Below are 12,156 nucleotides of genomic sequence, written 5' to 3'. Positions count from 1 at the left end.
CTGGGGGCGGAGGTGGATCATGCGATATCGACTCGATCCGGCGGACGAGGCCGAGGCGGCGCGCGGCAACCTGCTGGGCGGCCTCTACACCGGCGGCGTGGCCGCACTCGCCCACGCCTACAGGAGCGGCTGGGGCCCCGAGCTGAACGGTTACGTGGAGATTCCCCGCGACTCGGACCTGTTCCCCCTGCTGTCCGCGGGCGCCGGCCTGATCTGCGCGCTGTTCACCGTCGCTCTGACCGTGCGCGTGGTCCGCTGGCAGATCGCGCTGTCGCAGCGGCGGCAGGCGCGTGATCCGGTCAAGGCGCTGCTGCTGCCGCCCTCGGCCGGGCACGGCGCCGCCCTGCGGAGGTCGAGGCCGGGCCGGGCCACGCTGAGCGCCGTCCTGACGCTGGGCGTGTCGTGGGTGGCCTTCCCGCTGGTGATCGTGGGACTGGGAATCCTGCTCACGCCCGAGCGGATGGGGCCGCGCCAGGAGGAGGCGATCGTGTTCGCCTCCGTGAGCACCGTGGCGGGGCTGGTCCTGCTGGTCGTGGTCGGCGCCGACGTCGCGCGCCGGCGGCTGCTGGCCGGGCAGGTGCGCAGGCTCTCGCAGGACCCGGCCTTCGCCGAGCTGATGCCGCCCACCACCGCCGCCCTGTCCCGCTATCACGCGCCGGTCATCCCCGAACTGAAGATCACCCACTACGCGCCGCCCAACGACATCATCTTCGGCCTGCCCAAGGTCAGCACCACCCGCAACATCTTCGGCCGGCCGCCGCTGAACATCGCCTACTTCCGGCTGTTCGAGAACGAGTTACGGATGCGTGACTTCGTCAAAGGGGCCTTCCGCCGCTGCGGGTACGTGCACCTGCTGCGCAGCGCCGCCTCCGTACGCCAGTCCGAGCTGGTGCGGATGCGGCGCGCCGGGACGCTCGGGAAGCTGTTCGTCGCCTCCGACCAGCGCATGCGGCGCGAACTCGACGCGCGGTCCTTCGAGGCGCTGCCGCGCGGGTTCCGCATCGTCAGGGAGACCGGCGGCAGAGGCCTGCCCGTCTGGGATCTCAAAGGCGGCTATCCCATGTCCGCCTACCTGTGCCATGGCGCCTACTGGAAACGCGCCGTCGACACCCTGCTCGATCTGGCCGACCTCGTCGTCATCGACCTGTCGGGCTTCCAGAAGGAGAACATCGGCACCGGTTACGAGCTGCAGCGCGTCATCGACCGCTACCCCGTCCACCGCGTCGTCGTCCTCGCCGACACCGGCAGCGACACCGACTACCTGGCCACGCACATCAGGCACGCCTGGTCGAGGATGGCGCCCGGCTCGCCCAACGCCGGCCGCGGCACCAGAACCCTGCTGGTCGGCCGGGTTCCCGTCGGCGGCCACAGAGCCACGTACCACATCGTCTCCTACGCGCACAAACGACTGACGCGCTGATGGACGGCGACCGCCCCGCGCGCCGAGGGTGTTCGCGCTGGTCGGCGTGGAGCCGTCGGAAACATGGCGCGTGCGGCCGTTCGGGGTCGTGGCGGGCCGCTACGCCGACCCCGGCGGCACCGGACGGATCGTGCCCGGCGTGTCCGTGATGCCGCATCTGCTGCCGCCGGCGGGCAGACTCCTGGCATGAGCTATCTGGACGCGGACGCGCACCTGATCCGAAGCCTGCTGCCGGCCCAGGCCGCGCCGCCGGACGACGCCGCCGGACTGTTCGTCCTGTACGCGGTGCTGCTGCGGGCCAAGGGCGAGGAGGTGAGCGCCGAGGACGTCCACGATGCCTGGTCGGCGTGGATGAGCACGCGCGATCCCGGCCACCCGGCGCTCGTCCCCTTCGCCGACCTGCCAATCTCGACCCGGGCGGCCGACGAGCCGTACGTCGTGGCCATCCGCGCGGCCGCCTCCCAGCGCCGCCGGTGACACCGGCCGCCGTCCCGCGGCAGTCGGGCCCCGCGCCCGGAGCCCGATCGACCGGCTGATCGCCCGCCGCGGCGCGCGTCCGGGAGAGGGCTCTCGACCGGCTCCCGCATGAGACGGCCGCACGGGCCGGAAGCAGATTTTCTGATTTCCGTGCGTTCCGGGTGTCGAGAACGCGTCGGTGGCTCCGTCCTAGGTACACCAGTGGCCACGACGGGCCGCGCGATGAAGGAGGAGACCCACCATGACGATCAAGCGGATGGACAACATCGGCATCGTCGTCGACGACCTCGACGCTGTGATCGCGTTCTTCGTGGAACTCGGCATGGAGGTGGAGGGCAAGGCGCTGATCGAGGGGCCGTGGGCGGCACGTCTCGTCGGGCTCGACGACCAACGGGTCGAGGTGGCGATGATGCGGACCCCGGACGGCCATGGACGGATCGAGCTGGCGAAGTACCACGCGCCGGAGGCCGTCAGCGGCGTGCCGCAGGACGCCCCGGCGAACACGCTGGGCATTCGCCGCATCATGTTCGCGGTCGACGACATCGACGACGTCATCGCCCGCCTGCGCACCCACGGCGCCGAACTCGCCGGCGAGGTGGTGCGGTACAAGGACCTCTACCGGCTCTGCTACCTCCGCGGCCCCGAGGGCATCGTCGTCGCGCTGGCCGAGGAGCTCCGCTGACGCTCCGTCGCGGCCGGCCCGCGACCGGCCAGAACGATCCCCTCGATCGACCGACAACCACAACGGGAGAGGCAACCGTGGAACCGAACGAGATCACCGAGGTCCTGAACCGCCCGCTCAGCCAGGAGATGCTGGCTCGCGACGTGGCCCGCCTGGCCTACGTCGCCAAGGACGGCACACCTCGCAACATCCCGATCATCTTCGCCTGGAACGGCTCGGAGATCGTCATGTGCACGCCGAAGAACGCTCCGAAGCTGCGGGCCCTGCGCGCGAACCCGATGGTCGCCCTGACGATCGACACCGAGGTGCACCCGCCCAAGATCTTGCTCATCCGGGGCCGGGCCGAGCTGGACTACGTCGACGACATCCCGGACGAGTACCTCCAGACGACCAGCACGTACCAGATGACGCCCGAGCAGCGGGTCGAGTGGGAGGCAGAGGTGCGTTCCCTCTACCACGACGGCATGGTAAGGATCGTCGTGACCCCGAGCTGGGCGAAGCTGATCGACTTCGAGACGACTCTGCCGAGCCCGGTCGAGGAGCTGATCCAGCGGCGTGAGGAGCGCCGGCACGCCTGAACGGAGCCAGGTCGCTCGCCCGCGGATCGCCCCCCGAAATCTGTGACATCGATCGGAAAATGCCGCGAAAGGATGTCGAGAACCCGCACGCGGCTCCGTCCCCGCAGTGAAGACCGCCACAATGAGCCCACAGCACACCAAGGAGAGACACGATGGCCAAGTACCTGCTGCTCAAGCACTACCGGGGCGCGCCGGCACCGGTCAACGACGTACCGATGGAGCAGTGGACGCCGGAGGAGCTCACGGCCCACGTCCAGTACATGCGTGACTTCGCCGCCCGGCTCGAGAGCACCGGCGAGTACGTCGACAGCCAGGAGCTCTCCCCTGAGGGCACGTTCGTCCGCTTCGACGGGGAGGGACGGCCGCCGGCCACCGACGGCCCGTTCGCGGAGACCAAGGACCTGATCGCCGGCTGGATGGTGATCGACGTCGAGACGTACGAGCGCGCGCTGGAGCTGGCCGCCGAGCTGTCCGCGGCTCCGGGCGCGGGCGGCAAGCCGATCCATGAATGGCTCGAAGTCCGGCCCTTCCTGGGCGGGGCGTGCACGGTGACCGAGTGAACGAGCTGCTGCTGCGGGAGCTGGTGCCCGCAGTGATCGGTGTCCTCGTCCGCCGCGGAGCCGACTTCGCGGCCGCCGAGGACGCCGTACAGGACGCCCTGGTCGAGGCCGTACGCGTGTGGCCGGACGACGCGCCGCGAGACCCCAAGGGCTGGCTGGTCACCGTGGCCTGGCGCAAGTTCCTCGACTCCGCCCGCGCCGACACCTCGCGGCGGCACCGCGAGGTACGCGTCGAGGCAGAGCCCGTGCCCGGTCCGGTCGAGGGGGCGGACGACACGCTCCGGCTGTACTTCCTGTGCGCGCACCCGTCCCTGACCCCGGCCTCGGCCGTCGCGCTGACGCTGCGCGCGGTCGGCGGTCTGACCACGCGCCAGATCGCGCAGGCCTACCTCGTGCCGGAGGCGACCATGGCCCAGCGCATCAGCCGGGCCAAGCGGACCGTCTCGGGCGTGCGGTTCAACCAGCCCGGCGACGTCGCCACCGTGCTGCGCGTGCTCTACCTCGTCTTCAACGAGGGTTACTCCGGCGACATCGACCTCGCCGCCGAGGCGATCCGGCTCACCCGCCAGCTCGCGGCCAGGATCAAGCACGAGGAGGTGGCGGGCCTGCTCGCGCTCATGCTGCTCCACCACGCGCGGCGCCCGGCACGCACGACCCCCGACGGCAGGCTCGTCCCCCTGGCCGAGCAGGACCGCGGCCTGTGGGACACCCGCATGATCGCCGAGGGCGTCGACGTGCTGCAGGCCGCGCTCGCCCGCGACCGGCTGGGCGAGTTCCAGGCCCAGGCCGCCATCGCCGCCCTCCACGCCGACGCCCAAACGGCCGAGGAGACCGACTGGGTGCAGATCGTCGAGTGGTACGACGAGCTGGTGCGCCTCACCGGCAGCCCGGTGGCCCGCCTCAACCGCGCCGTCGCGGTCGGCGAGGCCGACGGCCCGCGGGCCGGCCTGGCCGCCCTGGCGGAACTCGACCCCTCGCTGCCCCGCCACACCGCCGCCGCGGCGTACCTGCACGAGCGTGACGGTGACCCGGTGACCGCGGCGCGGCTCTACGCCGAAGCCGCCCGGGCAGCGCCCAGCCTCCCCGAACGCGACCACCTCACGCGACAGGCCGCCCGGCTCAACGCGCGACTGCGCGGCTGACCCGACCGCATCAGCCCGGCGTGACCAGGTAATCGCCGTGCTCCAGGTCTTCGAGCAGTGTCGGGTGTGCGGGTGACCAGCCGAGCAGCTCCTGGGTGTAGGAGCTGGAGACAGGCCCGTCGAAGCCGTAGGCGATGGCCATGAACGGGCTGACGAAGTGCGTGGCGGCCTCGTCCGGGGTCAGCGAGACCGTGGGCACGTCCAGGCCCCGGGCGATCACCTCTGCGATGCTCTTCAAAGTGACGCCGCTTTCGGCCACTCCGTGCAGCACGCTGCCCGCGGGTGCCTGCTCCACTGCCAGACGGAACAGGACCGCCGCGTCGAGCCGGTGCACCGCAGGCCATCGGTTGGTGCCGTCTCCCACGTAGGCCGAGACGCCGGTCTTTCGCGCGGTGGCGATGAGCATGGGGATGAAACCGTGGTCTTCGGGACCGTGGACGGTGGGAGCCAGGCGCACCACACTGGCACGCACTCCCCGGGTGGCGAAGTCCAGGCAGGCTCGCTCACCGGCGACGCGGAAGGCGGCGATCCCGGTCGCGTCGGGCTCGTCCTTCTCGGTGCTCTCCCGGCCGGCGGGCATGACCAGAGTGCCCGAGGTGACGACGAGCGGCTTGCCCGAGTGTTCCAGCGGCCGGCCGAGCGTCTCGATCGCCGTCCGGTCGCGCCTCATCATGTCGTCGAGGTCGGAAAAATCGCCGCCGTAGGCCATGTGCAGAACTCCGTCGGCGGCTTCGGCGCCGCTGCGCAGACTGTCGAGGTCGTCCAGGGAGCCGCGATGTGGTGAGGCCCCCAGCGACTTCAGCCGGGCGGCCGCGGCATCTGAGCGCGCCAGACCCGTGACGGCGTGGCCGGCCGCGATCAGCTCGGCGACGACCGCGGGGCCGGTCTGGCCGGAACCCCCCGTGACAAAGACATGCATGAAACTCCTCCACTTAACGTCAGTGACTGGCACTACATCGCGCCAGTGCCGACTGTAGGTAGCGCCAGTCACTGGCGTCAAGTAGCGCCAGTAGCTGACATATGCGGTATCCTGCGGAGCGTGCCACGGAACGGAGCAGAAGCGCGCCGCCGCCTTCAGCAGGCGGCCCTGGAGCTGTACCGGGAACGCGGGTTCGACCGGACCACCACGGCCGAGATCGCCGCCCGGGCCGGCCTCAACGAACGCACCTTCTTCCGGCACTTCCCGGACAAGCGCGAGGTGCTCTTCCACGGCGAATCCGACCTGCGCGCGGTCCTGACGCAGGCGGTGGCCGAAGCACCCGGCGGTCTCCAGCCGCTCGACCTCCTGCTGTACGCCTTCCGCAAGGTCGAACACATCCTTGAGGACAATCGGCCCTTTGTGGAACCACGCCTACAAGTCATCGCGGCGACGCCGGCGCTCCGCGAGAGAGAACTGGCCAAGAGCGCGTCGATCACCGCTGCCGCAGCGGAGGCGCTGCGGCAGCGGGGTGTCGCCGACCGGCTGGCCGGCCTGGCCGCCCAAACCGGGTGGGCCGCCTTCCACCAAGCGGCCCAAGCCTGGATCGACGACCCCTCGCAGAGCCTGGACGCACACCTCCTCCAGGCCTTCGACGACCTGCGCACCCTCTCTGCGACCGCCCTGGCCGGCGACTCCGGCCGATAGAGCACTCCGCCGGTGTCCGGCCCGCCTCTGATCGGATCTGCGGACGGTGTCAGGCCCCAATTACGAGGTGGTGATGATCGCCCGCATCGTCACCGCGATCGGGGCCGGGATCGTCACCTCCGCCGCCTCCAGCTCGGAATCGTCGTCGGCCTACCCGGCGTGAGACTCCCCGCATAAGCGCACCACGTCCACCGCAGCCGCCGGGCGTATCGGACGACCCATCGCCCACCCCGACGAGGCGATCGAACACCCGGCCCAGGACCTTGACCGAGCACCCGGCCCAGGACCCTGACCGCACACCCAGCCCGAGACCCGACCGCACACCCAGCCCGAGACCCTGACCGCACACCCAGCCCGAGACCCGACCGCACACCCGGCCCGGGACTTTGACCGAACACCCCACCCGGGACCTCACGACGGCGAACGCAGCTCCGCGGCCACCGCCCGCTCCCGCAACTGCGCCGCCTCCGCCCGTACCGCCTCCAGCTCGGCCCGCAGGTCCTCCAGCCGTACCCGCTCCAACCTCAACTCCCCCAGCGCGCGATCGCGCTCCTTCACCGCGGCGTCAGCACGCGACTTCTCCCGCGAGACCAGCCTCCGCTCCTTGGACGAGGTCGCCGAGGCCTCAGCCAGCCTCCCCTCCAGCCGCGTCACCTCGGCCGCCGCCCGCGCCGCATCCTTGAGCGCGACCGCCCGATCCCGCTCCGCCCCGGCCGCCGCCCGCTCGGCGGTGACGGCCCGCTCCAGGGCGCGGTCCCGTTCCTGCGCCGCCGCCTCGGCGCGGGCCTGCGCTCCCACGACCTCCCGCTCAGCCAGCTCGCGTGCCCGTACGGCCGCTGCCGTCTCCTCCCGGGCGCGATCACGTTCGGCCCGCGCCAGGTCGGCGTCCTCCCGAGCCTGTACGGCCTGCGCGCCCCCCTCAGCGGTACGCCGCTCCGCGAGCTCCACCCGCTCGGCCAGCTCCTGAACGGCTTGATCCCGCACCCGCTCCGCCAGCTCCACCCGGTGGAGCGCCTCCTCGGCCCGCCGCTCGGCCGCGTCCGCGCGCCGCTGCGCTTCCTCGGCGCTCTGCAACGCCTGCCGTTCGGTGCTGGCCGCCTCCCGCAGCGCGGCGAGCGCCTGCTCCCGCGCCCGCTCCGCATCGCCGAGCGCCGTCTCGCGCTCGCTTTCCGCCTCCTCCAGCCGCGCCCGCATCTCGGCCGTCTGCCTGCGGGCGTGCTCGGCGGCCTCGCGCGCCAGCCGTACCTGCTCGAATGCCTGCTCCCGCTCGGTACGCGCGATCGCCACCCGCGTATGCGCCTCTGCCTGCACTGCGCTCAGCTTCGCCTCGACCCCGGCCGGGCTCAGCTCCTCGGCCAGCGCCCGCGCCAGCGGCTCGATGGCCGCGGCCAGCCCGCTCTCCATCCGCTCGTACAACTGCTCGGCCCTGGCCAGCGCCCCCTCCAGCCCCGGGGTTGCCCGCCGCAGCTCCCGCTCCCGCTTGGCCGCCGCCTGACAACCCTTCTCCGGACAGTACGCCTTGGGCCGCCCTCTCCCCCGCCGCTGCTCGATCGGCGCTCCGCAGTGCTGACAAGGCGTCACCAGGCTGGCCTCTGTAGTCACAGCGGCAGCCTAACATTTATGATTTTCCAGAAAATAGAAACCAGAAATAGCTGATCCTTGCGTTCCGTGCGAGGTCAGCACCCCTTCGAGGAGGCACCCTTCCCGAAGGATCAAGGGTGTACCGGCGGTTGGCCCTTCGGCCCGGTCCCATCCTGACGTCGGGGTGGGCGACGAGCCCGGCGAAGGCCGTGATCGGCGGGTCCCGTCCATTCGGGCATGTCTGCCTGTTCGGGCAGATGTCGCGACCGTTCAGGGCATGTCCCGGGCCGTTCGGGCATGTGTAGCGACCGTTCAGGGCATGTTCCCGCCGTTCGGGTACAAGCCCCGCACCGTGGATCCGGCCGGCAACCGTCCCCCGCACACGGCGCACCTTCGGACCTTGCCCACCACACCGGTCATCCTCCGCCCAAACCCTCGGCGACGGCCAAGGGCAGCGGATTCCGAGGGAGCTGACTTGACTACTCGGCAAGAGCGACGCCGCGGCCGCCGGGTACGCGGTTCCTCAAACTTTGAGCAGCCCCGACGGGGGCACACGGCAGATGGATGCAGGATGCGCCCCTGGTCATCGAAGCCGTGTGTCGCTCGACCGAGGCAGGAACTGCGGGGTGTGCATCGTCGCCGCCGTACCACTGACCGGATCCTTCGCTCGCGGCATGCGACCTCGTGCCGCACCTTGTCATTGCGGGCGGCGCAGCCCGTCCAGCACGAGGGTGATGACGTCGTCGGCCTCGGCCCGCCAGTTGGGGCGGTCATGGGCCGCGCCGATGCCGTGCAGCGCCATCATCACGGCACCGGCGTCCACGTCGTCGCGAACTGCGCCCTCCTGTACGGCGGCGGCCACCAGGTCGGTGACCGCCTGCTCCAGCGCCCGGCTGCCCTCGGCGGGGGCACCCGAGCGATCGGCCCAGAGCGTGGCCAGCGTCCGGGCCAGGCCCTCGTGGGCAGCTATGTGGTCGACCATGCCGCGCAGGAAGGTCGCCAACGCCTCCGCCGCGGGCAGCGTGGCCTGTAGCCGGTGGGCGCGGTCGCACAGCGCGGCGACCTCGCCGTGGTAGACCGCCTCGGCCAGCGCCTCCCGGGTGGGGAAATGGCGATACAGCGTGCCCGTACCCACCCCGGCCAGGCGGGCGAAGTCATCGAAGCGCAGGTCGAAGAAGCCTCCGGCGTCGAAGACCTCCCGGGCCGTGGCGAGCAGGGCCTCGCGCTTGCGTTGGGCGTCGGCCCGCAGCGGCTTGTCGGTGGTCATGCGCTACTCCCGTTGACAAAATGGAGATGATCTCCATATTTTTGAAAGTGGAGATGACCTCCAAATCGATCGTACCCCACGAGGTGCAGCGTGAAGATCCTGATGTTCGGCCGAGGCGTGATCGCCACCATCTATGGCTGGGCCCTGGAACGGGCCGGGCATGATGTCGAGTTCTACGTCCGGCCGGGTCGCGCGGAGACGTACGGGGACGCGGTGGACCTCGACCTGTTCGATATGCGGCGCCGGGTGTGGGGGCAGCGCGTCGTCGAGAAGTGGCCGGTGCGCTACCGCGAGGCGCTGGAACCGGACCACGACTTCGACCTGATCATGCTCAGCGTGCCCCACCACCGCCTCCCGGGCGCGACGGCCTTCCTGGCCCCGCGTGTCGGCCAGGCCACGGTGCTGATCTTCGGCAACCTCTGGACCGAGCCGCTCGCCGCCATCGGCACGCTCCCCGCCGACCAGATCGCCTGGGGTTTCCCCCAGGCCGGTGGCGGTTTCGGCGCGGACGGCGTACTCCACGGGGCACTGCTGCCGTCGGTCATCTTCGGCACCCTCGACCGGCCCCCGACCGACCGGGAACGGGCCGTGCGCCAGGCGTTTCGCGAGGCCGGGCTCCGGATCAAGGAGCGGCCCGACTTCCGCGGCTGGCTGTGGGTCCATTTCGCGTCGGATGCCGGCATGTTCTCGCAGGGCCTGCGGCTGGGATCCCTGTCCCAACTGGCCGGGGCAACGGGCGACCTGCGCGAGGCGCTGCTGGCCGGCCGCGAACTGCTGCCACTCCTCCAGGCGCGCGGCATTGACCTGCGACGTCACCGGGGCGGTGTGCTGCCGTTCCGGGCGCCCTGGCTGACGGCACCCGTGCTCGCCTGGCTGTCCGCTCATGTCGCGCCCGCGCGCGTGAGCCTCACGGCGCACTCCGACCCCGACGCCGAGGAGCCCCGTGAGGTCTGCCGGGACGCCCTGGCCGAAGCACGACGGCTGGGCATCTCGGTACCACGACTGGAAGCGGCGGAACCGCACTTCGCCCGTGAGGGGACGAGTCGAGTCTGAATCCACCGATGTTGTCGGTCCCGGCGGTCCATTGCGCGGCTCCTTGGTCCGTCGCATCCCAGAGCCAAACCCGGTCGCACCGGTCGACCAACTGCCGTACGCGACGGCGATCAAGCAGGGCACCGCCTCCACCGAGGCGATCCTGCGCCGGTTCACCGAGTCCGCCGCCCATCCGACCTACCAGGCCATGCTGGAGGTCGGCCGGGCACAGAAAACAATCTTCGTCGCCCGCTATCTGCGGCTGCGTGAGATCCAGGAAGGGCTCAACGTGGTGGAGTCCTCCAACGGAGCGAACTCGGCCATCTTCTACGGCAAGGGCGGCGACATCGCCAAGCGGCTGCCCCTCGGCGGAGACTCGGTTTCGGGCCGGTCCGAAGGAGATCAGGATCGTGCTTGAGATGAGCGATGGGCCCGAACGCGGCAGTTGGTGTCGACGCAGGAGGCGAGCTCGGTCTCGATGGTTGGCACGTCGAGGGCCTGTTAGCGAGAGCAGGGTCCGGCCTGGTCGAGGACGGTGAGCCAGTCGCGCCAGGCGACCACGGGGTCGGTGAGCGGGTGGGTGCCGCGCGGGATGGCGATGGTCTCGCCGACCGAGTCCTTGTCGGTCTTGGAGGTGCGGATGGTCACCTCGAGCCCGTCGGGCACCTCGCGCACGTCCTCCCGCTGCAGGGCGACGAGCTCGCTGCGGCGGCCCATCAAGGCCAGGCCGAGCACGAGCAGGAGCCGGTCGCGCCGCCCGATCGGGGTGTCGAGGTCGCAGGCGGACACCATGGCGCGTAGCGCGTCGATGGTGATGGGCGCGGCCTCTCGCTGGCCACGGCCCCCGGCTTCGGCACGTTGGCGTTTGTAGGCGCGCAGGGCCAGGCGGGCGGATTCGGTAGCAGGCTGTCCGGTGTGGCCGGCCAGGCGATGCATGGTGCGCACCGCGGCGATGGCTTGTTCGATGCTGGCCGGGGCCTGGCCCGCTTCGCACAGCTGAGAGGTGTACTCGGCCAGTGTGTGTGCGGTGGCGGGCAGCGCGATGCCGGGGTTGGGGAACCGGCGGACAGCCGTTATCGATGAGAACGATCTTGCTGGGGCGCCGAAGAGCAGAAGCGGGATGCGGGTGGGGTAGTTGCTAATCAGTGTCCCGCGAGTACCGCGTAGGCGGTGGAGCGGCCAATTTTGAGGGTGCGGGCAGCCTCGGTGACCGAGACACCGTCGTCGACCAGGCGGCGTAGTGTGGCCAGCTCGGCGGGGCCGATGACGCGCGGTCGGCCGGTCTTCTTCTTGCCGGGCAGCATGGCGCCGGTGGCTTCGCGGCGCCTGGCGGCCGCGATTCCCTCGGCCTGGCGCTCGGCGCGCAGCTCCAACTCGTACTCCGCGGCCGCGGCCAGGACCGCGAACATGAAACGGCCCTCCTTGGTGCCCAGATCAAAGTTCTCCGTCAGCGACACCACGGTGATGCCGCGGTCGCGGAGCTCGTTGACGGTGGTCAGCACGTGTCCCGCTGAGCGGCCCCACCGGTCGGACTTCCAGAACTTCAGCGTGTCGCCCACCTTGGGCAGTGCCATGAGCGCCTCCCAGGCCGGCCGCGCAACGCCACGCTTGCCCGACTCCTTCTCCATGACCAGTTCGTCGTAGCCGCTGGCCGCCAGGGCGTCGAGCTGGAGCTGCGGGTTCTGATCTCGCGTCGAGACCCGTGCGTACGCCCAAACTGTCACCGGCTACCTCAGCAGCGTCCAGAAACGTCTACCTTTTTGGACACTCTAGTGACCAGGCACGATGTCGTC

14 protein-coding genes and 1 pseudogene are annotated in these 12,156 nt (G+C 70.9%); 10 read left to right on the top strand and 5 right to left on the bottom strand.

Translation table 11 applies throughout. From position 1 onward, the window contains the following. Positions 1 to 19 precede the first annotated feature (19 nt). From FH608_RS48140 to FH608_RS48115, 7 genes are all read left to right on the top strand, one after another. Positions 20 to 1,420: a hypothetical protein gene (locus tag FH608_RS48140; RefSeq protein ID WP_139637925.1), complete on the top strand. Its 1,401-nt coding sequence runs from the start codon at positions 20 to 22 to the stop codon at positions 1,418 to 1,420. Between the two features lie 28 nt (positions 1,421 to 1,448). Next, complete coding sequence (locus FH608_RS52260; RefSeq protein ID WP_193319052.1) at positions 1,449 to 1,610, top strand: hypothetical protein; 162 nt, start codon at positions 1,449 to 1,451, stop codon at positions 1,608 to 1,610. Next, positions 1,607 to 1,897, top strand: coding sequence for a DUF7701 domain-containing protein (locus FH608_RS48135; protein WP_139637924.1), 291 nt, complete (start codon positions 1,607 to 1,609; stop codon positions 1,895 to 1,897). Before FH608_RS52260 ends, FH608_RS48135 begins: the two co-directional genes overlap by 4 nt. 256 nt (positions 1,898 to 2,153) lie before the next feature. After that, a complete protein-coding gene (locus tag FH608_RS48130) occupies positions 2,154 to 2,579 on the top strand; it encodes a VOC family protein (protein ID WP_226900553.1) in 426 nt (141 codons plus the stop codon). 77 nt (positions 2,580 to 2,656) lie between these two features. Beyond that, entirely contained in the window at positions 2,657 to 3,157 is a 501-nt protein-coding gene (locus FH608_RS48125; RefSeq protein ID WP_139637922.1) for a pyridoxamine 5'-phosphate oxidase family protein, read from the top strand. A gap of 152 nt (positions 3,158 to 3,309) precedes the next feature. Further along, the gene (locus tag FH608_RS48120) at positions 3,310 to 3,717 is read left to right on the top strand and encodes a YciI family protein (RefSeq protein ID WP_139637921.1); all 408 of its coding nucleotides are present in this window, start codon (positions 3,310 to 3,312) and stop codon (positions 3,715 to 3,717) included. Then, positions 3,714 to 4,859, top strand: a complete 1,146-nt coding sequence (locus FH608_RS48115; protein ID WP_139637920.1) for an RNA polymerase sigma factor — start codon at positions 3,714 to 3,716, stop codon at positions 4,857 to 4,859. The genes FH608_RS48120 and FH608_RS48115 overlap by 4 nt, the downstream gene beginning before the upstream one ends. A gap of 10 nt (positions 4,860 to 4,869) precedes the next feature. Here the strand turns inward: FH608_RS48115 and FH608_RS48110 are convergent, their stop codons facing one another. After that, positions 4,870 to 5,778 (bottom strand): SDR family oxidoreductase, encoded by a 909-nt coding sequence (locus FH608_RS48110; protein ID WP_139637919.1) that lies wholly within the window; start codon positions 5,776 to 5,778, stop codon positions 4,870 to 4,872. 120 nt (positions 5,779 to 5,898) lie between these two features. Between FH608_RS48110 and FH608_RS48105 the strand changes: the two genes are divergently transcribed. Beyond that, positions 5,899 to 6,483 carry a TetR family transcriptional regulator gene (locus FH608_RS48105; RefSeq protein ID WP_139637918.1) on the top strand — a complete coding sequence of 195 codons (585 nt, stop codon included), beginning with the start codon at positions 5,899 to 5,901 and terminating at the stop codon, positions 6,481 to 6,483. Positions 6,484 to 6,894: 411 nt separating this feature from the next. Here the strand turns inward: FH608_RS48105 and FH608_RS48100 are convergent, their stop codons facing one another. Beyond that, positions 6,895 to 8,085: a hypothetical protein gene (locus FH608_RS48100; RefSeq protein WP_139637917.1), complete on the bottom strand. Its 1,191-nt coding sequence runs from the start codon at positions 8,083 to 8,085 to the stop codon at positions 6,895 to 6,897. Positions 8,086 to 8,761: 676 nt separating this feature from the next. Next, a complete protein-coding gene (locus FH608_RS48095) occupies positions 8,762 to 9,331 on the bottom strand; it encodes a TetR/AcrR family transcriptional regulator (RefSeq protein WP_139637916.1) in 570 nt (189 codons plus the stop codon). Positions 9,332 to 9,421: 90 nt separating this feature from the next. Between FH608_RS48095 and FH608_RS48090 the strand changes: the two genes are divergently transcribed. Together FH608_RS48090 and FH608_RS48085 are read left to right on the top strand one after the other, a co-directional pair. Further along, entirely contained in the window at positions 9,422 to 10,384 is a 963-nt protein-coding gene (locus FH608_RS48090; RefSeq protein WP_139637915.1) for a ketopantoate reductase family protein, read from the top strand. Between the two features lie 97 nt (positions 10,385 to 10,481). Further along, positions 10,482 to 10,715: pseudogene (locus FH608_RS48085) on the top strand (Tn3 family transposase); the annotation flags it as partial. A gap of 149 nt (positions 10,716 to 10,864) precedes the next feature. Here FH608_RS48085 and FH608_RS48080 read toward each other — a convergent pair. Together FH608_RS48080 and FH608_RS48075 are read right to left on the bottom strand one after the other, a co-directional pair. Continuing rightward, on the bottom strand, positions 10,865 to 11,308 hold the full coding sequence (locus FH608_RS48080) for a site-specific integrase (RefSeq protein WP_139637914.1): 444 nt from the start codon (positions 11,306 to 11,308) through the stop codon (positions 10,865 to 10,867). Between the two features lie 197 nt (positions 11,309 to 11,505). Beyond that, positions 11,506 to 12,087 (bottom strand): recombinase family protein, encoded by a 582-nt coding sequence (locus tag FH608_RS48075; RefSeq protein ID WP_139637913.1) that lies wholly within the window; start codon positions 12,085 to 12,087, stop codon positions 11,506 to 11,508. Positions 12,088 to 12,156: the final 69 nt, after the last annotated feature.

Source organism: Nonomuraea phyllanthi (assembly GCF_006334985.2).
GTDB lineage: Bacteria > Actinomycetota > Actinomycetes > Streptosporangiales > Streptosporangiaceae > Nonomuraea > Nonomuraea phyllanthi.
Note: the sequence above shows the minus strand (reverse complement) of the source record. Positions and strands in the feature narration are given on the sequence as shown.